The sequence below is a fragment of the Myxococcus sp. CA040A genome (assembly GCF_013336725.1).
GTDB classification, from domain to species: Bacteria; Myxococcota; Myxococcia; order Myxococcales; family Myxococcaceae; genus Myxococcus; species Myxococcus llanfairpwllgwyngyllgogerychwyrndrobwllllantysiliogogogochensis.
In genome coordinates, this window is sequence record NZ_JABUMR010000005.1 from 821,225 (window position 1) to 847,038 (window position 25,814).

At 69.7% G+C, this 25,814-nt stretch carries 24 protein-coding genes; 6 read left to right on the plus strand and 18 right to left on the minus strand.

What is annotated here, in order from left to right:
• Position 1: 1 nt before the first annotated feature.
• From HUA75_RS25165 to HUA75_RS25215, 11 genes are all read right to left on the minus strand, one after another.
• Positions 2 to 850 carry an EamA family transporter gene (locus HUA75_RS25165; protein ID WP_254627736.1) on the minus strand — a complete coding sequence of 283 codons (849 nt, stop codon included), beginning with the start codon at positions 848 to 850 and terminating at the stop codon, positions 2 to 4.
• A 456-nt stretch (positions 851 to 1,306) separates the two neighbouring features.
• Positions 1,307 to 1,867 (minus strand): hypothetical protein, encoded by a 561-nt coding sequence (locus HUA75_RS25170; protein ID WP_174487807.1) that lies wholly within the window; start codon positions 1,865 to 1,867, stop codon positions 1,307 to 1,309.
• A 480-nt stretch (positions 1,868 to 2,347) separates the two neighbouring features.
• Complete coding sequence (locus tag HUA75_RS25175) at positions 2,348 to 4,015, minus strand: hypothetical protein (protein WP_254627737.1); 1,668 nt, start codon at positions 4,013 to 4,015, stop codon at positions 2,348 to 2,350.
• Between the two features lie 304 nt (positions 4,016 to 4,319).
• Positions 4,320 to 5,123, minus strand: coding sequence for a heme ABC transporter ATP-binding protein (locus HUA75_RS25180; protein ID WP_141641926.1), 804 nt, complete (start codon positions 5,121 to 5,123; stop codon positions 4,320 to 4,322).
• The gene (locus HUA75_RS25185; protein WP_174487808.1) at positions 5,120 to 6,217 is read right to left on the minus strand and encodes an iron ABC transporter permease; all 1,098 of its coding nucleotides are present in this window, start codon (positions 6,215 to 6,217) and stop codon (positions 5,120 to 5,122) included. Before HUA75_RS25185 ends, HUA75_RS25180 begins: the two co-directional genes overlap by 4 nt.
• Positions 6,214 to 7,131: a hemin ABC transporter substrate-binding protein gene (locus HUA75_RS25190; protein ID WP_174487809.1), complete on the minus strand. Its 918-nt coding sequence runs from the start codon at positions 7,129 to 7,131 to the stop codon at positions 6,214 to 6,216. Before HUA75_RS25190 ends, HUA75_RS25185 begins: the two co-directional genes overlap by 4 nt.
• Positions 7,128 to 8,219 (minus strand): hemin-degrading factor, encoded by a 1,092-nt coding sequence (locus HUA75_RS25195; RefSeq protein WP_174462958.1) that lies wholly within the window; start codon positions 8,217 to 8,219, stop codon positions 7,128 to 7,130. The genes HUA75_RS25190 and HUA75_RS25195 overlap by 4 nt, the downstream gene beginning before the upstream one ends.
• A gap of 32 nt (positions 8,220 to 8,251) precedes the next feature.
• The gene (locus HUA75_RS25200) at positions 8,252 to 8,974 is read right to left on the minus strand and encodes an HmuY family protein (protein WP_174487810.1); all 723 of its coding nucleotides are present in this window, start codon (positions 8,972 to 8,974) and stop codon (positions 8,252 to 8,254) included.
• A gap of 27 nt (positions 8,975 to 9,001) precedes the next feature.
• A complete protein-coding gene (locus HUA75_RS25205; RefSeq protein WP_254627738.1) occupies positions 9,002 to 11,140 on the minus strand; it encodes a TonB-dependent siderophore receptor in 2,139 nt (712 codons plus the stop codon).
• A gap of 137 nt (positions 11,141 to 11,277) precedes the next feature.
• The gene (locus HUA75_RS25210; protein WP_174454862.1) at positions 11,278 to 11,457 is read right to left on the minus strand and encodes a hypothetical protein; all 180 of its coding nucleotides are present in this window, start codon (positions 11,455 to 11,457) and stop codon (positions 11,278 to 11,280) included.
• A 112-nt stretch (positions 11,458 to 11,569) separates the two neighbouring features.
• Positions 11,570 to 12,208, minus strand: a complete 639-nt coding sequence (locus HUA75_RS25215) for a hypothetical protein (protein ID WP_141641931.1) — start codon at positions 12,206 to 12,208, stop codon at positions 11,570 to 11,572.
• Positions 12,209 to 12,264: 56 nt separating this feature from the next.
• On the opposite strand from HUA75_RS25215, the gene HUA75_RS25220 reads away from it, so the two are divergent.
• Positions 12,265 to 13,107, plus strand: coding sequence for an LEA type 2 family protein (locus HUA75_RS25220; protein WP_174487811.1), 843 nt, complete (start codon positions 12,265 to 12,267; stop codon positions 13,105 to 13,107).
• Positions 13,108 to 13,119: 12 nt separating this feature from the next.
• Positions 13,120 to 13,818 carry a leucyl/phenylalanyl-tRNA--protein transferase gene (gene aat, locus HUA75_RS25225; RefSeq protein ID WP_174454721.1) on the plus strand — a complete coding sequence of 233 codons (699 nt, stop codon included), beginning with the start codon at positions 13,120 to 13,122 and terminating at the stop codon, positions 13,816 to 13,818.
• Positions 13,819 to 13,820: 2 nt separating this feature from the next.
• On the opposite strand, the gene HUA75_RS25230 is transcribed toward aat, so the two are convergent.
• Entirely contained in the window at positions 13,821 to 14,813 is a 993-nt protein-coding gene (locus HUA75_RS25230; RefSeq protein WP_174487812.1) for a WD40 repeat domain-containing protein, read from the minus strand.
• A 58-nt stretch (positions 14,814 to 14,871) separates the two neighbouring features.
• Positions 14,872 to 15,879 carry a hypothetical protein gene (locus HUA75_RS25235; protein ID WP_141641935.1) on the minus strand — a complete coding sequence of 336 codons (1,008 nt, stop codon included), beginning with the start codon at positions 15,877 to 15,879 and terminating at the stop codon, positions 14,872 to 14,874.
• A 244-nt stretch (positions 15,880 to 16,123) separates the two neighbouring features.
• On the opposite strand from HUA75_RS25235, the gene HUA75_RS25240 reads away from it, so the two are divergent.
• Positions 16,124 to 17,683, plus strand: coding sequence for an LVIVD repeat-containing protein (locus tag HUA75_RS25240; protein WP_254627739.1), 1,560 nt, complete (start codon positions 16,124 to 16,126; stop codon positions 17,681 to 17,683).
• Here HUA75_RS25240 and HUA75_RS25245 read toward each other — a convergent pair.
• Positions 17,680 to 18,465, minus strand: a complete 786-nt coding sequence (locus tag HUA75_RS25245; RefSeq protein ID WP_174487813.1) for a pilus assembly protein N-terminal domain-containing protein — start codon at positions 18,463 to 18,465, stop codon at positions 17,680 to 17,682. The genes HUA75_RS25240 and HUA75_RS25245 overlap by 4 nt on opposite strands.
• Before the next feature lie 54 nt (positions 18,466 to 18,519).
• Here HUA75_RS25245 and HUA75_RS25250 point away from each other — a divergent pair, with 54 nt between their 5' ends.
• Positions 18,520 to 19,863, plus strand: coding sequence for a hemolysin family protein (locus HUA75_RS25250; RefSeq protein WP_174454716.1), 1,344 nt, complete (start codon positions 18,520 to 18,522; stop codon positions 19,861 to 19,863).
• Positions 19,864 to 20,003: 140 nt separating this feature from the next.
• On the opposite strand, the gene HUA75_RS25255 is transcribed toward HUA75_RS25250, so the two are convergent.
• The 3 genes from HUA75_RS25255 to glgA are packed head-to-tail and all read right to left on the minus strand — an operon-like array spanning position 20,004 to position 22,875.
• Positions 20,004 to 20,489 (minus strand): LEA type 2 family protein, encoded by a 486-nt coding sequence (locus HUA75_RS25255; RefSeq protein WP_141641939.1) that lies wholly within the window; start codon positions 20,487 to 20,489, stop codon positions 20,004 to 20,006.
• Positions 20,489 to 21,406, minus strand: a complete 918-nt coding sequence (locus tag HUA75_RS25260) for a serine/threonine-protein kinase (protein ID WP_141641940.1) — start codon at positions 21,404 to 21,406, stop codon at positions 20,489 to 20,491. Before HUA75_RS25260 ends, HUA75_RS25255 begins: the two co-directional genes overlap by 1 nt.
• A 35-nt stretch (positions 21,407 to 21,441) precedes the next feature.
• Positions 21,442 to 22,875: a glycogen synthase GlgA gene (gene glgA, locus HUA75_RS25265; RefSeq protein ID WP_141641941.1), complete on the minus strand. Its 1,434-nt coding sequence runs from the start codon at positions 22,873 to 22,875 to the stop codon at positions 21,442 to 21,444.
• 77 nt (positions 22,876 to 22,952) lie between these two features.
• Between glgA and pdxH the strand changes: the two genes are divergently transcribed.
• Positions 22,953 to 23,537, plus strand: a complete 585-nt coding sequence (gene pdxH, locus HUA75_RS25270) for a pyridoxamine 5'-phosphate oxidase (protein WP_141641942.1) — start codon at positions 22,953 to 22,955, stop codon at positions 23,535 to 23,537.
• A gap of 22 nt (positions 23,538 to 23,559) precedes the next feature.
• On the opposite strand, the gene HUA75_RS25275 is transcribed toward pdxH, so the two are convergent.
• A complete protein-coding gene (locus tag HUA75_RS25275) occupies positions 23,560 to 24,258 on the minus strand; it encodes an SDR family oxidoreductase (RefSeq protein WP_254614616.1) in 699 nt (232 codons plus the stop codon).
• Positions 24,259 to 24,355: 97 nt separating this feature from the next.
• Between HUA75_RS25275 and hemG the strand changes: the two genes are divergently transcribed.
• Positions 24,356 to 25,741 (plus strand): protoporphyrinogen oxidase, encoded by a 1,386-nt coding sequence (gene hemG / locus HUA75_RS25280; RefSeq protein WP_174454715.1) that lies wholly within the window; start codon positions 24,356 to 24,358, stop codon positions 25,739 to 25,741.
• The last annotated feature ends 73 nt before the right edge of the window (positions 25,742 to 25,814 follow it).

The window sequence follows — 25,814 nt, forward strand, 5'->3', positions numbered from 1 at the left end:
GCTACGCGGGCATGCCGAGCAACACCGCGCCCACGGAGACGAACGCCGCGCCCACGAGTTGGCGGCGTCCCAGCCTCTCTCCCTGAAGCGCGGCCAGGGCCAGCGCGAAGGCGATGGACGTGTTGCGCAGCGTGAGCACCGCCCCTGCCCCACTGTCGCTCAGCGCCGAGAGCAGCAGCGCGAAGGACAGCATGCTGATGGTCCCTCCGAAGAGCACCAGACCGGGACGGCTCCACGCCTCTCGCTGGAGGGTGGCCCACCCCATCTGCCGGCTCCGCTCCAGCACCAGCATGGGCAGCGCGACGAGCAGGCCCGTGGTGAAGAGAGCCGGTGGCTGCGCACCGTCCGAGAGCGCCATCTTGTAGCTCAGGTGATAGCCGGCGATGGCCACCGCCGACAGCGCGGCCCACGCGACTCCGGACGCAGCGGGCCCCGTGGGACGCGACAGATGCATCACCGCGAGCCCACCGCCCAGCACCACCGCGCCCGTGACGGTCCACGCGGAGATGGGCTCACCCAGTGCCAGCACGGACACCGGCCAGACCAGGAGCATCGCGCCACCTCGCGACACCGTGTACGCGAGGCCCAACGGTGCGCGGTGCAAAGCACGGGACAGCGCCGCCAGATAGACGCTCTCACAGACGCCTGCCCCGAGCGCCCATGCGAGCCCCCGCCAGGAGGGGAACGCTTCCCCTTTCATACCGAGCGACCACAGACCACCGCCCACCACCGCCACGGTGATGACGCCCACCACGCCTGCCTCGGGATTCGGATGCTTCTTGAGCATCGCGTTCCAGGACGCGTGAAGGAACGCGGACACCAACACCAACCCCAGCGCGACGGTCTCCAACGGGCGAGGCTCCTGGACAGCGGCGAAGGCCTGTATCTAGCGCGTCGCCGCGCGCCTCGCAGTCCTCATGCGAGGGAGGCACACTCCTGGTCATGCGAGGGGAGCACAGTCCTCCTCGGAGTTCGCCAGCACCGTCGGTGCGTCGGCCGCGGACAAGCGAGCAGACAGGGAAGGCTCGGCAGGCGACTGGTACCGCGTGGCGTGAGGTGCTCACCGCTCGGGAGAGAGGCGCACCGCTCCTTCCGCGAGACCTGGAGCGCGGAGCATCAGTCCACTCGAAGAAGCCGTGCCTTCTCGGGGAGCGGTGCTTCGCGCGCGGCGAGGACACGCAAGCCACTCGCTCCACTCCCGGGGCGACGAGCACCCCACGAGGAGGTTTCGCATCTCCCGCAAGGGCTTGAGCAGGGTGCGCCTGTCGGAAGTGCGACAGGCTTCGCTCGCCTCATCGCCGCTCACTCAGGGAGCATCATCCTCACCGGAGTCCTCGGAGTCCCCCGACACGTCGCCCGAGAGGAAGCGCGCTGGCAGGACAGGCCCCGTGGGCGAAGGCCTCCGCTCGACGAGGTGCTGTCGACCGAAGGTGTAACGCGCCTCCGCATGGGCTCCGAAGGCCGAGCCTTCCGCATGAGCCACCATCACGAGGTCCGTCCGCGGCACCACCCCCGGCGTCACGCTCACCACACACGGCACCGCGCGCACATCCTCACCCTCACCTTCCGGCAGCACGAAGTCCGTCGTCCCCTCGATGAGCCGCGCCTCCGGAGGCAGCACGATGCTCACCGCGATGGGCACGTTGAAGCCCGCCCTCCGCTCGACTTCGGCCACGAGCCGGAGTCCTCCGCCCTCGGCGTCCACCACGCGCCAGTTCACGCGCATCGGAGCGGGCACTCGCGTGGTGAGCCCCGCCAATGAACCTCCGCTCAACGCGGTGGCCGCGCTGTCGTCCGAGGACTCCTCCGTGTGCTCCTCGCCAACCGCCACGCCTCGCGGATGCACGCGGTGGACCGCATCGCGCACCAGACCGGCGCCTCCAGACCTCCCCTTCGGCGGTGACGCGGTCGACATGCGTACCGCCGCCACAGGCCTCGATGCGGACACCGAAGCTCCTTGAGTCCGCGTCGAGAGGCGCGAAGCCTCCTCCCCGTGCACGGGACCACTCAACGGGACCTCGTCTCTCTGGGAGAAGGGAGGTCGAGGTTCGGGAGGCTTGCGCAGTCGGCCTCGGGCTCGCTCCACCCCCGAAGCCACTCCCGCCGCAAGTGCTCCAATCAGCGCCAGGGCCAACACCGCGCCCGCGATGCGTCGTCGCGACGTCATGGGCACGCTCCCCGAATGGCACGCCCCACGCGCGCTCGGGCAACGAGCCCCACCACGTCGAACACCGACACAACATCAGGGCGAACGAGGGCCTCCCGGCCATCCCGCCGGACACGTTCCATCATCGACACCGCGGACTCCAGAACTGGCCCCTGCCGCTCCAACTTGCGCATCACAGCCTCACCGGCACAGGGGCTCATGGCTGGGATACGGATACGCCAGGGTCGGCTCGGTGGCCGCGTCCATCAATGCCCGCGGGTAGCCCTTGCACATCAATGTGTCCAGGAAGTCCGCGAGACACGGCGCGGCCTCCGTCGTCTCCACCACGTCCACCTGCCTTCCCTCCACCATCCTCCACGTGTGCTTGCGATACCCCCGCGCCCACGGCGCCAGGTTCATCGCCGGAGCCGCGAGCGCTTCGTACAAGACCTGCCGCGACGGCGTACCGGTGCCCAGCCGATAGAGCATGGCGGCCACCTCGTTCTCCTCGATGGGCTGGAGCAATCCGTCCTCGGGCTTCGGCCGAGACCACGCGACCAGCTCTGGTGAACGCGTCTCCAGGTCCAGCCAGAACATCGTCCCGCCCTGCCTGTCGTAGTAGCGGGGATTGCCGCGCGTGTCGGAGCTGAACCACGTGGCCCAGCCCTCACTCCAGGCCTGACCCGGGAAGGTGGGCACCCCGACATAGTGAGGTCCACCCTCGGAGGGGCTCGTCCCGTGGCTGGCCATCGCCCAGTGCCCCAGCTCGTGGAGCACCATCGCCTCGGACCACCACGCCGCGTCGGAGTCTCCCGGCAGCCAGAGCTGCGCGCCCCAGCGCCGCCCCGCCGCCGTCACCTGCCACGGCGCGAAGCACGCCCCACACGACCACGTCGTGCCGAAGCCCAACCACGCCACCACGGGCAACCCCGTCCGGCCAAACCGCTCCCGCGTGCCATTCCACGCCGCGCTCAGCGCCTCGAAGACCGCCGCCGCGCCCGAGCCCTCCGACTCCTCGATGGCGACCACGGGCGCGTCCATCAACTCCCGCGTCGGGCGCGCCCAGCTCCACAGCCGCGCGGAAGCCCCCAGCGTCACGGGCAGCGTCTGTGGCCCAGACAGGCCCGGGTCCGCCACCGCGTAGTCCACCGTGCCGGGCTTCCCCTGCCCCGCCGCGTACACCACGACGAGGTCCTCCGGGCCCACCTCGGTCGGCAGGCGCACGGTGAAGCGCCCCACTGAGTCCGTCACCCCCAGGTCGATGAGCGTGCCCGCCTGGAAGGACGCGACGAGGAAGCCTCGGGCCGGCACCCACTCCGTCTCCGGCGTCCAGTCGTGGAAGGCCGCGTCGGGCAAGCGGCGCTCGTAACGCGCGACACCGCTCAGCGTGCGCCCGGGCGCGCCGCACCAGCCCCGGTTCCCTTCCGCGACACAGCCCGCCTCACATCGCTGTTCGAGCCAGCGCCCCGCCGAGCACCGCTCCAGCGCGCCCATGTCCGAGCAGCGCGTGGTGCTCTCCACACAGGCCGCGCCTGGCTCGCAGTGCGCGCCATCGGAGGATTGCGATTCGACGCAGGCCTCGCTCACCGCGCAGTCCTCGCGCGCGAGCTGTCCGTCGTGACAGCGCTCCACCACGCGAGGCCCCAGACACCGTCCTCCGACAGGAAGCGCGCCGCAGTCGACCTGGGCCCTCACGGCTTCCTCGGGCCCGGTGGAGCACGCGCTCATCCGGCAGGCTTCGTCGGAAGCCTCGCACGCGGCATCACACGGAACGGCTCCCGAGCCCGCGCCACACGCCAGCAACCCCACGCCCAGCGCCCAGTACACGAGCGCCCACCCACTCGCGCGAACAGCCGACTCGAAGCCCAACGCCGTCCCACCTCCACGTCCGCCACACTGGTGACGAGTGCGCGGCAGGACAACATGGTGCCCTCGAAGAACAGCATGAGCAGGAGACGCGGGGGTCCCCTGCTTGCCCGCATTCACCGTGTCGCAATGTCAGACATCCGACACGACAGGCTCTGTTTCCAGCCTGCTCGTCTGCTCAGGGGCAGGCAGGCCCATCGACAAACACTCCTCGCGGGGGCGGGCGCCCGGCGGTGCGACATGGAGGGAGGCCGGGTTCGCCGCACACCCCCGCGAGAAGCAACTCACGAAACTTGAAGACACCCGCTCATGGATGATGCGGGGCCCGGCCCGAGGGAATGATGAAAGGCGCGGGTGAGTCTGGATACTCGACGAGACGGACCTGCAGACCGAAGGTGCTGGCGATGAGTTCCGGACGGAGAACCTGGGCGGGAGACCCCAGCTCCACCAGCTTGCCGTCCGCCAGGACCGCGATTCGATGCGCATAACGCGCGGCCAGATTCAAATCATGGAGCACCGCGAGCACCGAACCTCCGTCCCGCGCGAAGTGCGTCGCTTCCTCCAGGACGAGATGCTGATGCGAGAGGTCCAGGCTCGACGTCGGCTCGTCGAGCAACAGATAACGATGACCGTGCTCGGGCGCCTCCCAGAGTTGCGCGAGCACGCGCGCGAGCTGCACCCGCTGACGCTCTCCTCCCGAGAGAGAGGTATACGGCCGCGACGACAGGTGCCGGATGTCCATCACCTCCAGCGCGGCCTGCGCCGCATCCATGTCCGCGCTTCCTTCGCCCCGCGTGGCGTGAGGGCTGCGTCCCAGCAGCGCCACCTCCAGCACGGTGAAGCCGAACCCGAGTGACGACTCCTGGGGAAGCACGCCCAGCCGCAACGCGCGCTCCCGGGGAGGCCACTTCAACAGCGGGCGCCCATCCATCAGCACCTCGCCCACGGTGCAGGGAAGTTCCCCGGAGAAGGCCGAGAGCAGCGTGGACTTGCCCGCGCCGTTCGGCCCCACCACTGCGAGGACCTCGCCAGGCACCAGGTTCAGCGACACCGGTCCCAGCGCGCGACCCCGGCCTCGCCACACCTCGACTCCCCGTGCCTCCAGGCTCATGACATCCCCTTGCCGCGCGCCAGCATCGAGATGAAGACAGGAACGCCCAGCATGGACGTGAGCGCACCGACGGGAAGCTCCTGGGGCACCGCCGCCGTGCGAGCGAGCACATCCGCGGCGACGAGCAACGCCGAGCCCAGGAGCGCCGAAGCCCCCATCAACCGCCGGTGGTCCGGCCCGAGCGCGAGCCGCAGCAGCGCCGGAACGAGCAACCCCACGAAGCCGATGATGCCCGTGACGGACACCGCCGCGCCGACGCCCAGCGCCGCCGCGAGGATGAGCCGTCGCTTCAGCTTCTCCACGTCCACGCCCAGGTGCCATGCCTCGCGCTCTCCCAGGAGCAGCAGGTTGAGCGAGCGTGAATCCCTCAGCAGCAACACCAGCGCGATGAGCAGCGGCACCGTGGACGCCACCACCACGCTCCAGGAGGCGCCGGCCAGGCTGCCCCAGGTCCAGAAGGTGATGGTGCGAAGCTGCGCGTCGGTGGCCATTTGCGTGAGCAGGCCAATCCCCGCGCCCGCGCCCGCGCTCACCGCCACGCCCGCCAGGAGGATGCGCGCCGTCTCCGTGCGCCCACCACCCCCGCCCAACCTCTGCGCGAGCAACGTGGCGCTCAGCGCGCCCAGGAACGCCGCGCCCGGTACCACGAGCAACCGGAACGGCCCCAGCCGCGAGCTGAGGGCCACGTCCATGACGATGGCGGCCACCGCGCCCAGGGCCGCGCCGCTGGAAGTCCCCAGGAGGCCCGGCTCCACGAGCGGGTTGCGGAACAACGCCTGGAGCGCGGCGCCGCTGGTGGCCAGCACCGCGCCCACCATCACCCCGAGCACCACGCGAGGCAGACGGATGGACAGCAGCACCGCCTGCTGCATCGGCTCCAGCCGATATCCCGTCTCCAGCCCCAACGCCTCCAGCGCACTGCCGAACAGCCCCAACAGTGGCACCCGGTACGAGCCCACCGAGAGCGACGTGAGCGTGACGACCACGAGCGCGGCGCCCAGCACGAACCACGGGCGAGGACGGCCACCAGGCCCCCTCACCTGCTCCCGCGCCGGATACGTCGCGGGAGCGGGAGCCACGTCCGAAGCGCTCATGTCCCGTCCTGCGCCGGAAGTCCCATGCCGTCCTGCAAGCGCTGCACGGCCTTGCCCAGCTTGGGCCCCAGGCTCATGAAGTGGACGTCCTCGATGGTGGTCAGCTTCCAGCCCTGCACTTGGGACAGGCCAGGGACCAGCCGAAGTCCCGCCTCACCTCCAACGGCCTCCAGCGAGCTGCCGGGAAGCAGGATGATGTCGGGCGCCGCGCCAACCACGGCCTCGGCCGTCAGCGGCCGGTGACCGGTGTAGCCCGTCACGGCATTCACACCCCCCGCCAGCCGGATGAGTTCATCGGTGGCCGTGTCCTTGCCCGCGACCATGAGGGCGTTGGCGCCCCGGGCATACAGCGCGAGGATGCGCTTGGGCTTCGCCTGCTTCGCCGACGCGGCACGAGCAGCGGCGCGCTTCAGGTCTGCCTCCAGCTCCGCGACGAGCGCCTCACCCTCGGACACCCGGCCCAGCTTCGTCGCGAGCGTCCGGATGCGCTGCCGTGCCGCATCCAGCGTGGGCAGGTTGGACAGCACCACGACTTCCATTCCCGCCGTGCGAAGCTGCTCGAGGACACCAGGAGGTCCCGCCTCCTCCGACGCCAGCAGCCACGCCGCGCCGAGCGCGAGCAGGGGCTCCGCGGCCAGCGCGCGCTGGTAGCCCACCTTCGGCCGGCTCCGGGCCACGGGCAGCGCCAGGCTGGTGTCGTCCACGCCCACCACCTGCGCTCCCGCGCCGAGCGCGAACACCGTCTCGGTGACAGCGGGCCCCACCGTCACCAGCTTGGGTGCGGCGGAAGCCGGGGCCGTCTTCGCCACAGCGGGAGCAGGTGCCGCCTTCGCGGCGGCGGGTGCGGCCGGAGCAGCGGCCAGCGCGGACTGCGACAGCAGCAGCGCGGCCAGGAGCACTGTCACGCGCTTCATGACGCCACCCCGGTCGCGGGCAGCGCGGCGATCAGCTCCTCCATCAGCGCCCGCCATTCAGGCTGCTCGGGGATGCCGGGCTTCCGCTTGCCGAAGAGCAGCGCGATGTTCTCACCGGCCGCGTCGAACAGCTCCAGCGAGGTGACGACGCCGTCACGCGTGGGCTTGCGGACAATCCAGGCCGTGTGGACGTGGTCCGTGCGCAGGTGCAGGTTGAAGCTCGGGTCCAACACGTTCATCCACGGGCCCATGGCGCGCACGGTGTGCACGGGGCCGGTGTGAATCTGGATGGCACCCGGGTTGCCGACGAACACCATGATGGGCAGGCCCGAGGCCGCCACCTTCTCCAGCACCCACGTCAGCGAGGAGGTCGCCACGGGCGTGGTCAGCTCGTTCCCCACCAGCCGGAGCGCCTGGGTCCGCGCCACCTTGAAGCGGCGCAGCAACGGGAAGAAGTCGTGCGTGTCCTGGAGCGCGCGCCAGCCGGACACCAGACCCTCCACGTCGATGTCGCCATCGGGCCGGGGAGCCTCCGCCGCGGTGGCAGCCTCCACCGGCACCCCGCGCGACTGCTCCGCGTGGGTGTAGTCCTCCACCAGTCGCTCGAACGCGCTGACGCCGGACTCGTCCTCCAGGTAGACCTTGTGAACGGCCATGCCCGTGCCGTCGAAGAAGTGCAGGCTGCGCCGCGTGCCCTCTGGACGGACCTCTCTGAACGCGAAGCCGAAGCGCCAGCGCGTGAGGAACAGCCGCAGGTCGATGTTCTCGTCCAGCACCAGCGCGACGGCGCCGTTCACCTCGACGTTGCGGTACAGGCCGCGCTTCTCGTGCACGGCGCTCTCGTTGCGCGTGAGCGTCATCACCTTGCCCAGCGACTCCAGGCGCGGCAACAACGTGTCGAGGCGCAGGTCCAACCGGACGACGTCTTCACCCACACCGGTGGCGAGCAACTGCGCCTCGCTCACGCCAAGTTGCTCCGCCGCGTCACGAATACGGGTGCGCGGCTGTTCCTCGCGCAGCGACTGCCAGCGCTGACGGAGGGCGGTGGGCTCGAGAGAAGACGCCGGCGAAACAGGTTGGGAAATCATGGCAGACACCAGGGGAAAGGAAGACTTCGACTTCAGTGAGACGCTTCGACAGGGAGACCGCTGGGAGAGACGCCATCCTCGAGCGCGCCAGCCGAGACGGGCGCCGTCACCTTCGTCCAGCGCAGCTTGAGCATCGCGGGCGTGCCGGCGTCGTCGTAGTAGGACAGCATCTCCACCTTGAAGTACGCCTTCGAGTCGGAGCGCACGACGTACACCTGCGCGCGCGGGGACAGCTTGTGCGTCGACACGTCGTAGGCGTACCAGGCGCCGTTGGCCTGGAAGACGGTGTCCGGGTCCACGCCCTCGTCGTCGCCGTCATCCGCGTCGACCGAGTAGCCACCCGCGGGCGCCTGCGCGAGCTGGGCGAAGTCCTGCGAGGGCAGCACCGCCACCTCCACGCCGCCCGTGCCATTCACGCCGCCGCGCGAGCGGATGCCAAAGCGCTGGAACGACAGGTCCCACGTCGCGTCCGCGCTCGCGCTCACCTGCAGACCGGTGTCCAGGTCCAGGCCCACCCAATCCGTCTTGCTCGTGGCGTCGACGACGGTGGTGATGGAGCCGTCCGTGTTGCCCACGTGGCGCACGTGCGTGCCGTTCGCCGGCACCTCGACGCCCGGCTGCTCCGGCGTGTTGTCATCGTCGTCCCCAGGCGTGGGGACCAGGTCGTCACCGCAGGCGGACAGCAGGCCAGACAGGCACAGGACCGCGGCGGCGCGGCCGAAACGAGACACGGAGAAGAAGGTGGGGCGGGACATTCAGGCTCCTTGAAGGTTTGGGGTGACTCACAGCCGGAACGAGAGGCCGGCCTGGAAGGTGCGTGGCGGAATGGGCAGGTCCGTGGGATTGCCCGCGTCGGCGAGGTTGGAGCCGAGCACGAAGAACTGGAGCGACTCGCGCGCCCTCCAGGCGATGCGGGCGTCCACCGTGACGTAGGCCTCCGACTTGTAGGGATTGGCGAGGCCGTCACCATCCGTGTCCGGATAGAAGGGACGCTTGCCCACGAGCGCCGCGCGGACCCACGTCTCCAGGCCCCACTCGCGGTGACGCCACGTGGCCTGCGCGGTGAGCCGGTGGAGCGCCTGACCTTCCAGCGCCCGGTCCAGCTCCTCGTCGTGTCCGTCGGTGAGCGTGTAGGCCACCTCGCCGGACAGGCGCCACGGGAAGCGCTGCCGCAAGCCCAGCTCACCGCCACGCACGCGCGCACGCGCCACGTTGACGTAGGTGAAGAGCTGCTGCTCTCCGCCCTGCTGGAGCGTGGTGCCAATCATGTCGCGCAACGCGTGCTGATACGCGCTCACCCAGATCAGCGAGGCATCCGACGGCCGAACCTCCGTGGACACACTGAAGCTGCGCGAGCGCTCCGGCTTCAGGTCCGGATTGCCGCGCACCGAGTAGCCGACGCTGGGGTTCTCGAAGTCGAGGAGCAGCTCCTGGAAGCCCGGCGCCCGGTAGCCCCAGCCATAGCTGCCTCGCACGGTGAGCCAGGACAGCGGGTCCACCTTCGCCGCGAGCCGAGGCGTGACGGCCGTGCCGAACTGCGTGTCCACGTCCACGCGCGCGCCCGGGACGACCACCAGCTTGGGGCCCGTCGCCAGCGTCCAGCTGTCCTGCGCGTAGAGCGACGCGCGGCCCCGGTCACCCTCGCCCGTCTCCAGTCGGTCCGCCACCAGCCACTCGCCCAGGAGCTCCGCGCCGACGACGAACGCGTGACGCTCGCCCACGCGCGCGTCGAGCTGCGTGCCCAGTCGGCCCTGCTGCTCGCGCGTGTCCTCCACCGTGTCCAGCGCGGAGGCGCGGCGCTGGTCTCTCAGGTAGCGACGCTGGAAGTGGGAATACGAACCCTCCACCCGGAGCGTCGCGCCGCTGTTCAACTTCCAGGACGGCGCCAGCCGCGAGTTGATGGACGTGTCGCGGCTCGCCCTGTCGAACACCGCGCCCGCGACGCCCAGGTCGACGCCGCGCTGGGTGCGTCGGGAGAAGCCGGCGGACCCTTCCAGTGACAGGGGACCTTCGCCCTTCAGGTCTCCACTGGCGGAGACGTCGAAGCCCTCCAGGCTGCTGCCCGTGGTGCCGACATCCGCGGGCTCCAAATCGTAGGACGCACGGCGCTGCAAGCCACCGCTGAGCCGCAGGCCCCAGCTCTCGCCCCGCGCCTCGCCCGTCGCGTCCAGGTCCAGCCGCTCCAATTCGCCATAGGCCACACGCAGCTCACCGCCGAGCGGCTTGCGAGCCCGTCGCGTGATGAAGTTCACCACGCCGCCCACGGCGTCACTGCCGTAGAGGACCGATGACGGCCCCTTGACGATCTCCACCTGCTCCACGTCCTCGAGCGACAACCGGGACAGGTCCACGCTGCCAGCGACACGGCCCGCGACGCGCTCTCCATCCACCAGCACCAGCACGTACTCGGGCCCCAGGCCCTGCACCTGGAGCGACGCTCCGGCGAAGGTCTGCACCACCTCCAGGCCCGGATGCGCGGCGAGCAACTCCGACGCATCCCGCGCGCCGCTCGCGACGATGTCCGCGCGAGTGATGACCTCGGTGGCCACGGGCGTCTCGCCCAGGCGCTCCTGGGTGCGCGACGCCGTCACCACGGTGCGCGCCACCGGCACCTCGTCTTGCGAGGCCTCGGCGGGTGTCGAAGATGCCGAGGTCGTCGAGGCCCCTGGACCCGCGACGACCTCGGCCTGCTTCGACACTTTTGCCGCATCCTCGGAGGCGCTCGACTCGGCGGAGACAGGCTCGGCCGCGACAGGCGCTTGCTCATTCAGGGACGGATTCGACGCGGGAGAGGGCTGCTCCGCCTCGGCGGACACCGCTTCACCCGGGGCCGCGGCCTGCGCCAGTTCGGGCGACGCGCGGCCCCACGCCACCTGGGGGGCGGCACAGGCCAGCACGAGGAGACACCAACTCCCACGCATTCAACGTCCTCCGGCTCATGGCCGGTGGGACTCCACTTCCGGATGGAATCCCCGCGGGGCGCTGGGCTCAAGGGCCTCTGGCCTCAGTCAACTCTCGAACACGCCGGGCCTGGTCACGCCCGGGCACTCCCACCTGCTCAGCCGCCCGTGTTCGGCGCGCTCCCACCACCCGGCGGTCGCTCCAGCGGCACCACTCGCGTGCGGTGGCAACGACGGCACTTCAGCTCCACACCCTCCGGCACCAACCTCGCCAGCAGACTCCCGCACAGGCACCGCAGTTCGTCCGCTCCACCGCCCTGCTGGCACCCGTCGCTCATCACCGCTCCGCTGTCTGAAACGCAACGGACGATATTGATACTCATTATCAAAGTCAAACCATTCAGACGGGCAGTGTCCTGGGGTGTACAGGGGCGGCCAGGAAGCGGACTGCTAGTGGACTTTGAGGCGGACGGCGGCTTCGCGAGGGACGCGGGGCTTGGGCGTCACCATGCGCGCGATGCCGTAGTACAGCTGGTCCTCGGTGTAGACCTTGCGCACACGTCGGTGCGTCCCCGGGACATAGGCGGGACCTGGGCGCTCCAGCCACTGGAGCACGCGCACCTCGCCGGTGAGGGCCAGGGCGGACAGAAGCTCCGGAGGGCACAGCTTGAGGTAGCGGCGCACGAGCGGGCGCAGCTTCCGGGAGAAGTCCTTGCCGAGCACGGCGTGGCGCCGGCCCGAGTGCAGGGTGCCGTCGAAGCGGCGCGACAGGTGGAAGAGCTCGTGCAGCACCGTCTCCAGGCGGGCCTGGGCGGTGGAGCCCCTGAAGAAGAGGGGTCGCAGGGTGATGCAGTAGAGCATCCGCCGGCCGCGAATGCGGATGACGGGCTTGCGCCGACCCGTGCGGTCCGTGGACTTGCCGCCCCGGAAGCACAAGGGCTTCACGGTGCCACGGGAAGCGCGGCGCGCCTCACCGGCCACCACCAGGATGCGGCCCGCCTTCACGTGGGCGAACTCCGGCAGCTTCGTCGCGATGTCCCTGATGAGGGAGCGAACCGTCTTGTTGAAGTTGGGGCGGCGTCGGACCACGAGTGGTGGACAGTCTAGCGGAAAAGCCCTTGGGGGCGGCTTCCGGGGTGCACACAATGTCTAACGTGATGCGCTCGACTTCGCCCGTCGTCCAGCTTGCCGCACTGCTCCTGGTGGGTCTGGGGTGTGCCTCGTCCTCCACCCGGCCGGCTGGTTCCGCCACCCTCACCGCGCAGGACACATCCGTCGTGTCGCAGGGCCTGACAGAGGCCACCCTGCGCTACAGCGCCCAGGTGTCCAGCGCCGCGCCCGGCGTGGTGGAGCGCGCCGACTACGAGCTGGTCTCCGAGGGGAAGGTGCTGAAGAAGGGCACGATGAAGCTGGAGACACGGCTTGCGCCCGGCGCTCCGGGCGACGTGTCCTTCGAGGAGCGCGCGGCCTACGTGCAGAGCGCGGAAGACCTGGCGCGGCTGAGCGCCCAGGGTGGCACGGTGCTCCTGGCGCTCAGGGGTGTGCTGGTGGTGCGCTCGGGTGACTCCGAACAACAGATTCCGTTCGCCGCGAGTCGCGCGGTGCGCGTGCCCCGGCTGCCCACCATCGTCGTGGAGGAGCTGGATGGGGCGCGCTATTCCGCCGAGGAGGTGCAGCTCAACCTCCGGCTGGGTATCCAGAACCCCAATCCCTTCCCGCTGAAGCTCAGCGGGCTGACGTGGCAGATGGCGGTGGCGGGCAAGGCGCTGGACAGCGGAACGCTGGCCCAGTCGGACAGCGTGGATGCGTCCGCCACGGGGGTGTATCCGGTGGAGGTGGCGGTGACGAAGGACTCGTGGGGGCCGGAGGTGAAGGCCCTCATCTCCCGGGGCGTCTTGCCCTATGGGGTGACGGGGGAGCTGACCGGTCCACTGATGCGGGTGCCGTATTCACTCTCGGGCGAGGTGAAGCTGAACGTGTCCCGGTAGAGTGGGCGGTGCGTGCCCATCTATCTGTTGAGTGACGAGCACCCGGAGCTGTTCCCGCCTCCGGAGCGCGCTGACAAGAGCGGAGTGCTCGCCGTGGGCGGGGACCTGAGCCCGGAGCGGCTCCTGGCCGCGTACTCGCGCGGCATCTTCCCTTGGTTCAGTGAAGGGGACCCCATCCTCTGGCACTCGCCGGACCCGCGCTTCGTGTTGACGCCGGACACGCTGCACGTGGGCCGCAGCCTGCGCAAGACGATGGCTCGGGGTGAGTACGAGGTGCGCTACGACACGGCCTTCGCGCGCGTCATCACCGAGTGTGGCCGCGTGACGCGTCCCGGGCAGAACGGGACGTGGATTACGGACGAGATGCTGGGGGCGTACGTCGAACTGCACGAGCGGGGCTTCGCGCACTCGGTGGAGGCGTGGCAGGACGGCGAATTGAAGGGCGGCCTGTACGGCGTGTCGCTGGGCGCGGCGTTCTTCGGTGAGAGCATGTTCGCGCTGGCGCCGGATGCGTCGAAGGTGGCCTTCGTGTCGTCGGTGGAGCGATTCAAGGAATGGGGCTTCCAGCTCGTGGACTGCCAGGTGGAAACCGAGCACCTGGCGAGGTTCGGCGCGGAGTCGTGGCCGAGAAAGCGCTTCCTCGCCGCGCTCCACAAGGCCCTGCGCGAGCCGACGCGGCAGGGGAAGTGGACGGAAGCCCCCAAGCAGTGACCTCAGTCGGTCACCGCCCAAAGGTCCACGGCGCCATCACCCCGCCCCCAGGCGACGAGCCGGCCATCGGGCGAGAAGAGCGCATCGCTCGTCTGCAGGGAATCCTGGTCGCTGATGCTGAACAACTCTTCCCCCGTATCGAAGTGATGGACACCGAAACCTTGTCCATCACGTGAGGCCGCGAGCAGGTCACCCTGGGGATTGAAGTTGAGGTTGCACGCATAGCCGCTGAAGCCATGAAGCGTCCTCACCAGCCGACGCTCGCCCACGTGCACCACGGCAACATCTTCCGTGTTGCCACCCACGACGAGAAGGGACTCCGTCGGATGGAAAGCGAGGCTCCACGTCGTCGGCGCCTCGATGGACAGCGCCACCGGGCGCGCCCCGTCGGCGATGTCCCAGAGCCAGAGGTTCTCCTTCCGCTTGTCGTCCGGGGTGACGGTCGCCGCCGCGAAGCGCCCATCCGGAGACAGCGCGCACGCCGTCAGGGACACGCCCGTGTCCAGCGGCGCGAGTTCGCAGTGGGGACGCCAGGACTTCACGTCCCAAATCAGGGGCGCATCGCCATCCAACGGAATCAGCAGAGCCCGCTCCCCGCCCGGAGACATGGCGAACAGGGTCACCGCATGGGCCAGGTGTTGCTCACGCATCAGCGACCCATCCTTCGTGGAGAGGAGCACCAACCTCGGGCGCCAAAGCCCCGAGGGCGAGCGGTTCGCGGGAGCGACGGCCAGGACGCGCTCGGCGTCGAGAAACATCGCCGCGTTCCCTTCGAGCCGCTGCTCGTGGGCATGCAGCGGCCCCTCCGACGGCGCCCTCACGTCCCACCACCGAAGCAGTGCTCCCCTGTTGCTCAACGCGAGGAGCGCGGTGCCGCCCGGCTCGAAAGCGAGCTTCTGGCCCGAGGTGTAGGACGGAAGCGCGGGGCCGAGTTGCCCCACCTGCTTCAACCGCGAGACGTTGGCCGGAGTGATGACCTGGAAGCGAGAGTCCATGATGGCGCTGACCGAAGGCGGCGCCATCACGGCCTGACAGGCCCCGCGAAAATCGAGGTCAGCGCTTCACCTTGCACGGAGACAGGGTGCGCTTGGTGAGGATGAGGTCCTCTTCCGTCGGACTCCCATAACGCACGGCTTTCGGTGCGGCCTTCGGCTTCGCGGCCTCGTGCATATAGAGCGAGCCCAGGTCTCGACTGAGCACGAACCTCAGCCCCGCACTGTCGTGCAAGCCGCCGAAGAACTGCGTGCCCCCGTTGCGCAACAGCGCCGGGGTGAGTGCCCCTGGAGGACGGTAGAGCAACAGCGAGAGGTCCTCGGTGGGCCAGTCGCATGGGTCCTTCTTCCCCTTGCGCTCCATCCACGACACCGTGAAGTCACCCACCGTGGTGCTGTCATCCCAGCTCGCGCCGATGCGTTCCCACAGTCGCATGCACTCCGGCGACTCACAGTCGCGCGCGGGGATGAACTCCAACACATCCGGCGGCAGGCCTTCTCCATCCTTGCCCGTCTCGCGCTCGGTGGGCCTGCGCAGCTTGCACCCCGTGGGCTCATCCTTCTGCCGCAACGCCACCGGCGTGCCGGACAGACGCCCGGGTGGCAGCACGTCGCAGTCCACTTCAATCTCCGCCATGAGGAACGTCTTGCGGTCCACGTCCGTCGCCCCCATCCGCGCCGCCCACCAGCTGACGGGCACCGCGCGACAGGCCGCCGTGTCCGCCTTGCCGAACACCCACAGCGGGATGGTCGGGTCCGGCGCGCCGAGCCGCCGCACCTCCTCCTCCGGCACCCGCTTCACCCCCGAGCGCTCCCGCTCGCGGCCCTTGAAGAAGGTGTCCTTCGATTCGGGGATGATGGCCTGATGCACCAGCCAACCCGAACCCTCCATGCCCACCTGCGCGCGCGGCGTGAAGGGCACCAGGTCCGGGCGCTTCGGACAGCCCCGCTCCGGCTCGGTGGGCGCGGTGAGCACCACCTCGCCATCATCGAACTGGGCGCTCGCCCCCAGCGGCGCGAGCAGCGTCAGGCTCAGCACCAGTGAAGTCGACCGCATCTTGAATCGCATCGGCTCCTCCAGAAGACCCCGGCGCCGTGACGCACGAACCCGCCACGCCCGGGCCGGAAACACGCGACGTCATACCTCATGCCGGCCTCCTCACGGCACACCCTGAAACGTCCCCAGCGTCGACCCTTCCCACGCGGATACCTGCCGCATGCGGACGCGACAGGCGAAGCGCCGGCCGTCGCGATATGAACACCTCCGCGTCCCTCCGACGCGGACACACCCCACCCCCATCAGGATGAGCTCCATGCGTGCCCTGTTGACGCTGGCCGCGGTGACCCTGGCCCTGACGGCCTGCAGCAACGACAAGCAGACACCAATGCCCGGCCCCTCGGGCGGCTCGGACGAGGGCGACTGGAAGGACAACGGCGCCTTCGCCGCATGCAAGGTGGACACAGCCTCCAATGCCTGCGGAAGCCAGGGCAGCTTCGATGCGAGCGGCTGCACTCCGGGAGGGCTCGCGACGCTGGAACTGGACGGCGTCTATACCCTTCACGTCCGCGCGAGGAATCCTCGCTACGGAAACACCTACAGCTTCGCGCCCCTGTCCATGAGGCTGGCCTCCACCGGCACCCAGTCCGCAGGTGGACTGAACCTGGACACGCGACTGGTGGGTGTGGCTGGCGGCAACATCTTCCTCTCCGCCTCGCGCACGGAAGGCACGAACGGTGTCCGTCGCCGCTCGTTCCTGGGCTGCCAGTCTCCAGAGCCCGGACGGCTGCAGGGTTGCTTCGTGGAATGCCTCAACGGACGAGTGGAGGGCGAGGGAACCTTCGACGCGAAGAAGGTCACCGTCCCCACGGACGAACCGGAGTCCTCCGGTCTGGAACGGGTGTCCGAGACGCCTGTGACACCGGGACTGCCCGTCGACGTGTACGTCACTCACGGGCACGCCTACGTCGTCTCGCTCGGCGGAGGCCTCTTCGTCTACGACGTGAGGGACCCGGCGCGCCCCGTGCTGACCGAGCACATCCAGCGCACCAATGACACGTACTGGAACGGCGTCTGGTCCCACGGCGATGCGCTCTATGTCGCCAGCGGCGTGCGTGGGGTCATCGTCTTCGACCTGACCGACCCCGCCCATCCCGTGGAAGCGTTCGCGACGGGAGGCACGCGCACCAACGTGCACACCGTGTTCGTGTACGAGAACACGCTGCTCGCCGCCTCGCCCGCGCCCACCGGAGAGGTGCTTGTCTACGACGTCACCACCCCCCTGTCTCCACGGCTGACGGGCGCCTTCCAGGCCGCGGGCTTCGACGCCGCGAGTTCCTACGGGCCGCACGACATGTTCGCCTTCGAGGGGAGGCTCTACGTCAACTTCTGGCGCGCCGGCTATGTCATCGGCGCGCTGGAGCAGAGCGGGACGCCCCGGCAGCTCGGCTCCTACCGCTACGCGCACTCCACCAGCCACGCGAGCGCCGTCGCGCGCTACGGCGAGCGCATCATCGCCTTCGAGGGCGGCGAGGACTGGGGCGCGCATCTGCGCGTGCTCGACGTCACGGACCCGGCCTCCGTGAAGCTCCTCGGCGAGCACCGGATGCGGGAGCACATCTCCATCCACAACATGGTGCTGTCCGGGACGAAGCTCTACGTCGCCTGGTACCACGAGGGCGTGCGCGTGCTGGATGTGTCCACTCCGGAGGCTCCGCGCGAGGTGGCCCACTACCGCACCTTCCGGCCGGACGACGCGGGACGGGGAGAGAGCTTCTACGACGGCGCCCTCGGCATCCGCGTGCCGGGCGACGGCTACATCTACACGGTGGACTCGTCGCGCGGACTCATCATCCTGCGAGAGACAGCGCCCTAGCCCCCGCGCTTCTTGCGCGGCGGCTTCTTCGGAGGCGGAGAGAGAATCTCCACCTCCACCGGCGGTTCCACCTGGACAGCGGGGCCAGGGTCCGGCACCGCCGCGGCCGGCTCCGGAGCCTTCAGCTCCACCCGGTCTTCCAGTGGCACGCGGCCCACCGAGCGCCGGAACAGCTCCCACAGCGCCCGGTGCCAGTCCTCGCGACTCGCGGTGCCCGTCACCACCAGGCCCGCGCCGCTGTAGTTCGCCGTCAGGCCCAGCGGCTGGAGCGCGGCGACCACCGAGGACAGCTGCTCCTGAAGCGCCGGCACCTCGAAGGTCAGCTCCAGCTCGCGGGCCACATACGCATCCGTGCGCAGCATCTCCAGCAGCGCCGCGCGGCATGAGGCGTCCTTCACCGTGGCCGTGAGCGAGCGCTCCGCGCCTTGCGTCGCCTTCAGGTCCGGACAGGCCTTGCGCGCGGAGGTCAGCTTGGACGAGACGTCCTCCGGCGGCGGATTTCCCACCGTGAGGCGCCACACCGCGAAGCGCCCCTCCGCGAACAGCAGGAGGAGCGTGCGCCCCTCCTTCTGACCGGTGAGCAACAGTTCGTTGGTGCCCGGGAGCACCTCGGCGGTGGCGACGGAGGCGTCCTCCACCTCCACCCAGTCCACGGCCGCCAGCTTCTGGAAGCGCTCCTTGCCCGCCTCCAGGGGTAGGACCATGTCCACCGGCCACGCGCCAGCCACGGCGGGGACGAGAAGGGCCAGGAGTGCGCCAAGGAAATACATGCGAGCGGGCATGAGGGCTCCGGCGGGGTGGAACGGACCCTTAGCACGGGATAAGAACGGGCCTCTATGCCTACCTGGGCCCTCTGGGTCGCCTGCCTGGCGCTGTGCTTCGTCAGGTCTTTGGTCGCCGCGGCGGAGTCCGCGCTTTACGGAACCTCCGACCTGCGCGCCCAGGAGTTGGCGGAACAGCACAAAGGCGCGTCGAGCCGACGCGTCCTCCGCCACAAGACGGAGCGCGAGGCCACCGCCACCGCGCTGCGGCTGGGCACGTTGCTGAGCGGATTCCTGGCCGCCGCCATTGGCGCCTTCGTCCCGCCGCGCATGCTGGACTTGACGCGCTACGGCGAGGCCGCCTGGTTGCCGGTGGCCACGGTCGCCGCGGGCGCGCTCTTCGTCGGTGTGCTGGCAAGCCTCATGGAAGTCACCATGCGCGGGCTCGCCAATGCCAACCCGGAGCGTTGGGCGCTGCGGCTGTCCGGCGTCGTGTCGCTGCTGGTGGCGGTGCTGTATCCGCCGATGCGCTTCGTCTTGGGGGTGCTCAACCTGGTGGCCCGCACGTTCGGCCGCACGCTGCGCTTCGAGCCCCCTCCCCCGCCGCTGGAGGAGCTGGAGAAGCTCCTGGCCGCGCAGGCGGCGAAGAACGAGGTCGACAAGAGCGCCCCGCAGCTCATCCGCTCCATCTTCGAGCTGTCCGACAAGCGCTGCCGCGACGTCATGGTGCCGCGCACGGAAGTCGTCACGGTGGACAGCACCATCTCCTCCGAGGACCTGCTGCGGCTGCTCGCCGAGGAGAACCACTCGCGCATCCCCGTGTACCGGGACGACGTGGACCACATCATCGGCGTACTGCACGCGCGCGACATCATCCCGCTGCTCCAGCACCCGGAGCTCATCGTCCTGCAGGACATCATCCGCCCCGCGCACTTCGTGCCGTGGATGAAGCCCATCGGCGACCTGCTGCGGGACATGCAGAAGCGCAAGATTCACATGGCCATCGTCGTCGACGAGTACGGCGGCTTCATGGGCATCGTGACGCTGGAGGACATCCTGCGCGAAATCGTCGGCGACATCGGCGACGAGTTCGAGGTGGAGGAGAAGCTCGTCGAGAAGATGGCGGACGGCAGCTTCATGGTGGACGCCGCGATGGAGGTGGACCGCTTCACGCAGGCGTTCGGCTTCCCCCTGCCCGAGGGCGACTTCGACACGCTGGGCGGCTACCTGTCGTCACTGGCCGGGCATCTGCCCGACGTGGGCGAGCGCTTCACCTACAACGGCTGGCAGTTCGTCGTCGCCAACAAGGAAGGCGCCCGCATCGACCGCGTGCGCATGTCCCGGCTCAAGAGCAGCACGCCCGGCAAGGAGCCCCGCGCCAAGGAGTCTCGCGCGGAGTCGCCGGCCGCCAAGTCCTGAGCGCACGGCGCAAGCACCTCAGTCGCTCGCGCCCTCGAGCGACGGCACGGGCACCCGTCGCTGCGAGCACCGCGTGTTTCAGTCGGCCGCGCCCTCGAGCGGCGGCACATGCTACCGCTGCGGCGAACCCGTCGCGTGATTCAGTCGCTCGCGCCCTCGAGCGGCGGCACATGCGTCAGCTTCTGCGAGCCCTGCACCCGGAAGGGCGCGCGCCGCTCGGTGCGCCCGAAGCGCAGCACCACGCCACCGCGCACGCGCACCGGCACCGGCGCTTCTCCCGTGACGGCGATGACGCGCTCGGCGGCCAGTGGGAAGAGCACGCGCAGCGGAGCCTCCCCATCGGGAGGCAGCGCCGCGTCCACGTGCTGCTGCCCCGAGGCCACCCGCCGTCCGTCCACCCACAGCTCGAAGTCCACCGACGTGAGGGTGGCCGCGTCCGAAGACGGGTTCTTCACCTGGAGCCCCACGTCGAGCACCCCCGAGCCGTCCGCATGGAAGTCCACGCTCAGCGACTCGACCCTCACCGCGTCGTCATACGCGCGCGGCTGGAAGGGCACCGAGCCCAGGCACCCCGAAGACAGGAGGGCGCCCGCCAGCAGCGCCAGCAGCTCGCGACGCTCTCGCATCAGCCGCCCAGCAGGGGCTGGAGCGCCTCCACCGTGAGGGGCCAGCCCGCGCGGCGGGACAGCGCCTCCAGCGCCTTGATGAACTCCGCCGCCGACTGGAAGCGCCGCACCCGGTCCGCGAAGAGCGCCTTGCGCACCACCTGCACCGCGTAGTCCGGCAGGTCCGACGTCACCGACGACAAGAGCGGCACCCGCGCGTCGCGCACCTGGTGCATCAGGTCCGACTCGTTCTCCCCGGAGTGCAGCCGCCGGCTGGCGAACAGCTCCCACAGGATGACGCCCACCGCATACAGGTCCGTGCGCGCATCCACCGCCTGCCCCAGCACCTGCTCGGGGCTCATGTACGGCAGCGTGCCGCGCAGCGCTCCGGAATCACCGCGCATCATCCCCTCGACCTCCGCCACGCCGAAGTCCGTCACCTTCACGTCGCCGTTGATGCCCAACAGCACGTTGGCCGGATTCATGTCGCGGTGGACGATGGTGGCGCCGTTCTCCCCCACCTTCGCCCGGTGGATGTAGTCGAGCGCCTTGAGCATGCACCAGGCGATGTAGCAGGCGGACTCGGGCGGCATCGCCGCGCCGGCCTTGAGCAACAGCTCCTGCATGTAGCCGAGCGTCCGGCCACTCACGAGCTCCTGCACCATGAGGTAGTCCGGCCCCGCCTTGAACAGGCGGAACGTCCGGACGATGTGCGCGTGCCGCAAGCGCACCGTCAGCTTCGCCTCGTCAACGAAGGCCTTCACATAGGCCGTGTCGTTGCGAAACGACGGATGCAGTCGCTTGATGACGACTTCGTCCGGCTCGCCCGGCGAGCGCTGCGTCGTGGACCGGGCTTTCGCCTGGTACACCTCCGCCATGCCGCCGACAGCCAACCGGCCGACTACCTCATAACCACCCAGGTCCGGAGCTTCCGCCACGGCACAAGCCTACTGCGATTTTCCGTCCGCACCCATTATTCAGCAACGAGGGCTGAATACAGCGCCTCGTACCGGGTGGCGGACGCATCCCAGGAAAAGTCCTTCTCCATGCCTCGACGCCGGAAATCCCCGAGCCGGAGCGGGTCCGCGTAGAGGGAGAGGGCCCTGCGGAAGGCGGCCAGGAGGGCGGCCCGGTGGAAGGCCTCGAAGAGGATTCCGTTGCCGTCCAGCCCCCCCTCCACGGTGTCCACCAGCCCTCCGGTGGCCCGGACGATGGGCACCGTCCCGTAGCGCAGGGAGTACATCTGATTCAGGCCGCACGGCTCATACCGGCTGGGCATCAGGAAGAAGTCCGCCCCGGCCTCCACCAGATGTGACAGCGCCGGGTCGAAGCCCAGGTGTACGGACACCTGCTTCGGGTAACGCTCTTGCAACGCGCGCATCCCCTCTTCCAGGGGCCCCTCGCCGCTGCCCACACCCACGAAGCGGATGTCCGCCTGGAGCGCGGTGGGCAGCGCGTCCAAGAGCAGGTCCATGCCCTTCTGCCACGCCAGCCGGCTGACGATGGCGAACACCGGCGCATCCCCCTCCGGCAACCCGAAGCGCCTGAGCAGCTCGCGCTTGCACACCGCCTTGCCCGCGAGCTCCCGAGGGCCGAAGCGCTCCGGGAGGAACGGGTCCGTGGCCGGGTTCCACTCGTGGGTGTCCACCCCGTTGAGGATGCCGTGCAGCCGATGGGAGCGGCGGCGAAGCAGGCCGTCCAGCCCGTAGCCCTGCTCGGGCGTCTGGATTTCACGCGCGTACGTGGGGGACACCGTGGTGAGCGCGTCGGCGAAGACGAGGCCGCCCTTGAGCAGGTTGACGGTGTCGTAGAACTCAAGCCCCCCCTCGGAGGTGAACAAGTCCCACGGCAACCCGAGGTCCGCCATCACGCCCTTGGGGAACTGGCCCTGGTACGCGAGGTTGTGGATGGTGAACACGCTCCTGGCGGAGGCCAGCGCGGTGGACTGGAAGCCGCGCCGCAGCGCCACCGGGACGAGCCCCGTCTGCCAGTCGTTGGCGTGGATGATGTCCGGCACGAAACCCAACCGCTGGGCGGCCTGGAGCGCGCCCACGGACAGGTAGGCGAAGCGCCGGGCGTTGTCGCCGAACTCGCCCCACGCATCGCCGTACAGGCCGTGGCGGTTGCCGAAGAAGAACTCGTTCTCCAGGAAGAGGACCTCCAGTCGCTCCGACATCCGCGCGGAGAGGATGGGGCCGCCCTGCTCTCCGAAGGGGAAGCGAAGCTGGAGCGACTGGCCCGTGGGAGACAGGCGCCCAGCGTCCCGCAAATCCCGGTAGCGCGGGGTGACGACCTTGACGTCATGGCCCAGCGACGCGAGCGCGACGGGCAGCGCGCCGGCCACGTCCCCCAGCCCTCCCGTCTTGGAGAAGGGCGCCACCTCCGAGGAGATGAAGAGAATCTTCATGTGGCAACCATGACGGTTGCACGGGATGAGTCAACCGCGAACGTGCGCGCCCTTTCCCCGTCCCTTATGTTGCGCCCGTGCTGATACCTCCCGACCCCATCCAGCGATTCTCGGACCTGTTCGAGCGCGCCAAACAGGCCATTCCGGTGGACCCCAACGCGGTGGTGGTGGCCACCGTGGGCGCCGACGGTCGCCCCAGCGCGCGCGTGGTGTTGCTCAAGGACTTCGACTCGCGCGGCTTCGTGTTCTTCACCAACCACGAGAGCCGCAAGGGCCGCGAGCTGCTCGCCCATCCCTTCGCCGCGCTGTGCTTCTACTGGCAGCCGCTGGAGGAGCAGGTCCGTGTGGAGGGCCGCGTGGAGGTCGTCTCCGACGAGGAGGCGGACGCGTACTTCAAGAGCCGCGCGCGCGGCAGCCAGGTGGGCGCGTGGGCCAGCCTCCAGAGCCAGCGGCTCGGCTCGCGCGACGAGCTGGAGACGCGCGTGGAGGACGTGGAGAAGCGCTACGCCGGAGCCGAGGTGCCCCGGCCTCCGCACTGGTCTGGCTTCCGCGTGGTGCCGGACCGCATCGAGTTCTGGCACTCGCGCCAAAGTCGCCTGCATGACCGCCACGTCTACCTGCGCGAGCCGGATGGCTGGCACGCGCAGATGCTCTATCCGTGACGCGTCCGGCGTCCCGCGTCGGTTACCAGGGCACCTCTTCGCCCTGGTAGTCGAAGAAGCGGCCACTGTGTTCGGCGCGCAGCCCGTCGATGATGTTCAGCATGCCGCGCACCGAGTCGCCCGGGGGCAGCGGCGCGTCCGGGCCGCCCATGTCCGTCTTCACCCAGCCGGGATGCAGCAACACGGAGACGATGCCCTGGCCTCGCAAGTCATTGGACAGGTTGCGCACGCCCATGTTCAGCGCGACCTTGGACATCCGATAGGCATACGCGCCGCCCTCGCTGTTCCCCGCGAGCGAGCCCATGCGAGACGTGACGTGCGCCACCTTGCGCGCGACACCACGCAGCAGTGCGGGCAACAACGCGCTGGTGACACGCAAGGGCCCCAGCGCGTTGACGGCGAACGTGCGCACCACGTCCGCGTAGTCCACGTCCGTCAAGGCGCACCACAGCCCCGGGACTCCCGCGTTGTTGATGAGCACATCCACCGGCTCGGCGCACACCGCCGAGGCGAAAGTCCTGACGCTGCGCTCCTCGGCCACGTCGAGCGGATGAAGACGCAGGCGCCCCGCACTGCCCCGTTTCAAGGGCTCCAGTCGCTGAAGTCCCTCCTCGGTGCGCACCCCGGCGTCGACGATGTCGCCGCGCTCGAGGAGCTGGTGGACAAACTCGAAACCAATGCCCCTGCTCGCTCCGGTGATGACGTAGCGCATACCCTTCATTAACGCGCCGAATGGTTGTCCTTGGCAAAACACGCGATGTTGTCGAGCACCGAGTGCACGCTGGTCACCGGAAAATTTGATTCAGGAGGGACAACCGATGACTGTCGCCGTCGTAGGAGGTGGGATTTCAGGTCTGGTCGTCGCCTGGCGATTGCGCTCACGCGGTAGGGCTGCCGTTCTCCTGGAGACATCCACCCGGCTCGGCGGGGCAGTGGGTACCCGACAGCACCAGGGATTCCTCCTCGAAACAGGCCCCAACAGCTTCCTGGACCGCGAGCCCGCCACGCGAGAGCTGGCATCCGCGCTGAAACTGGAAGACAGGATTCGCGCCGCGGACCCGGCGGCGAAGCGACGGTATGTCTACACCCGAGGCCGGCTGCGCTCGGTGCCCGCGTCTCCGCCCGCGTTCCTCGGCTCGGACATCCTCCCGCTGGGCGCGAAGCTGCGCGTCATGGGGGAGCTGTTCAGTGGACGGGCGGCGGCGGGCGCCGATGAATCGCTGGCGGACTTCGGCAGGCGGCACCTGGGGCACACCGCGACGCGGGTGCTGCTGGACGCGGTGCAGACGGGCATCTTCGCTGGAGACGTGGAGCGGCTGAGCGTGGGCGCCACGTTTCCGCAGCTCGTGAAGCTGGAGCATGAGCACCGCAGTCTCATCCTGGGCGCCATCCGAGCACAGCGCGCCCAGCGCAAGGCCCTGCCCGCGGGCGGGACTCCGGCGCCGAAGTTGAGCGGCGCGCTGAGCACCTTCGAGGGCGGGTTGGGGACACTCATCGACACGCTGGGCACCTCGCTGGGAGACGCTGTGCGCGTGGGCGCCACGGTGGAGGGCCTGACGCGCGTGGACGGCGGCTGGCGGCTGGCGGTGAGCGAGCAGGGACGGCGCGCGGAGCTGGACGCGAGCGAAGTCGTGCTGGCGGCGCCCGCATATGTGACACAGGGGCTGCTGCATCCCCTGGACGCGGAGCTGGCGGCGCGCGTGGGCGGCATCGAGTACGCGCCCATCGCCGTGGTGCACCTGGGCTTCGACGCGGGGACGACGCCCGCACCGGACGGCTTCGGCTTCCTCGTCCCTCCCACCGAGGGACGTCGCTTGCTGGGCTCCATCCACGCCTCCACCGTGTTCCCCTTCCGCGTGGAGGCGGGCCGCGTGCTGTACACCTGCATGGTGGGCGGCGCGAAGCGGCCGGACCTGGTGGGGCTGGACGAGCCCGCGCTGGTGGCCCTGGCGCGCGAGGAACTGAAGGCGCTCGCGGGTGTCACGGCGACGCCGTCGCTCACGCAGGTCTACCGCTGGCCTCGGGGCATCCCGCAGTACACGGTGGGACACCTGGAGCGGATGGCCGCCGTGGACCAGGGGCTTGGCCGCTGGCCCGGGCTCCACCTGGCGGGCAACGCCTACAAGGGCGTGGGACTCAACGACTGCATCCGCAACGGTCTCCAGCTCGCGGACGCGTTGCTCGCGGCGAGCCCCCGGGGATGACCGTTCGGCCCCGGGTGGCGACCGTCCAGCCCGGGGCCGTCAGCGCGGAGCGGGCGCCACGTCAGACTGGGCG

Excerpts from the sequence above, each read along its gene's own strand:
- HUA75_RS25180 (WP_141641926.1), bottom strand. The coding sequence starts at position 5,123 with ATGAGCCTGGAGGCACGGGGAGTCGAGGTGTGGCGAGGCCGGGGTCGC.
- HUA75_RS25185 (WP_174487808.1), bottom strand. The coding sequence starts at position 6,217 with ATGAGCGCTTCGGACGTGGCTCCCGCTCCCGCGACGTATCCGGCGCGG.
- HUA75_RS25190 (WP_174487809.1), bottom strand. The coding sequence starts at position 7,131 with ATGAAGCGCGTGACAGTGCTCCTGGCCGCGCTGCTGCTGTCGCAGTCC.
- HUA75_RS25195 (WP_174462958.1), bottom strand. The coding sequence starts at position 8,219 with ATGATTTCCCAACCTGTTTCGCCGGCGTCTTCTCTCGAGCCCACCGCC.
- HUA75_RS25200 (WP_174487810.1), bottom strand. The coding sequence starts at position 8,974 with ATGTCCCGCCCCACCTTCTTCTCCGTGTCTCGTTTCGGCCGCGCCGCC.
- HUA75_RS25205 (WP_254627738.1), bottom strand. The coding sequence starts at position 11,140 with ATGCGTGGGAGTTGGTGTCTCCTCGTGCTGGCCTGTGCCGCCCCCCAG.
- HUA75_RS25210 (WP_174454862.1), bottom strand. The coding sequence starts at position 11,457 with ATGAGCGACGGGTGCCAGCAGGGCGGTGGAGCGGACGAACTGCGGTGC.
- HUA75_RS25220 (WP_174487811.1), top strand. The coding sequence starts at position 12,265 with ATGTCTAACGTGATGCGCTCGACTTCGCCCGTCGTCCAGCTTGCCGCA.
- HUA75_RS25230 (WP_174487812.1), bottom strand. The coding sequence starts at position 14,813 with ATGGACTCTCGCTTCCAGGTCATCACTCCGGCCAACGTCTCGCGGTTG.
- HUA75_RS25235 (WP_141641935.1), bottom strand. The coding sequence starts at position 15,879 with ATGCGATTCAAGATGCGGTCGACTTCACTGGTGCTGAGCCTGACGCTG.
- HUA75_RS25240 (WP_254627739.1), top strand. The coding sequence starts at position 16,124 with ATGCGTGCCCTGTTGACGCTGGCCGCGGTGACCCTGGCCCTGACGGCC.
- HUA75_RS25245 (WP_174487813.1), bottom strand. The coding sequence starts at position 18,465 with ATGCCCGCTCGCATGTATTTCCTTGGCGCACTCCTGGCCCTTCTCGTC.
- HUA75_RS25250 (WP_174454716.1), top strand. The coding sequence starts at position 18,520 with ATGCCTACCTGGGCCCTCTGGGTCGCCTGCCTGGCGCTGTGCTTCGTC.
- HUA75_RS25255 (WP_141641939.1), bottom strand. The coding sequence starts at position 20,489 with ATGCGAGAGCGTCGCGAGCTGCTGGCGCTGCTGGCGGGCGCCCTCCTG.
- glgA (WP_141641941.1), bottom strand. The coding sequence starts at position 22,875 with ATGAAGATTCTCTTCATCTCCTCGGAGGTGGCGCCCTTCTCCAAGACG.
- HUA75_RS25275 (WP_254614616.1), bottom strand. The coding sequence starts at position 24,258 with ATGAAGGGTATGCGCTACGTCATCACCGGAGCGAGCAGGGGCATTGGT.
- hemG (WP_174454715.1), top strand. The coding sequence starts at position 24,356 with ATGACTGTCGCCGTCGTAGGAGGTGGGATTTCAGGTCTGGTCGTCGCC.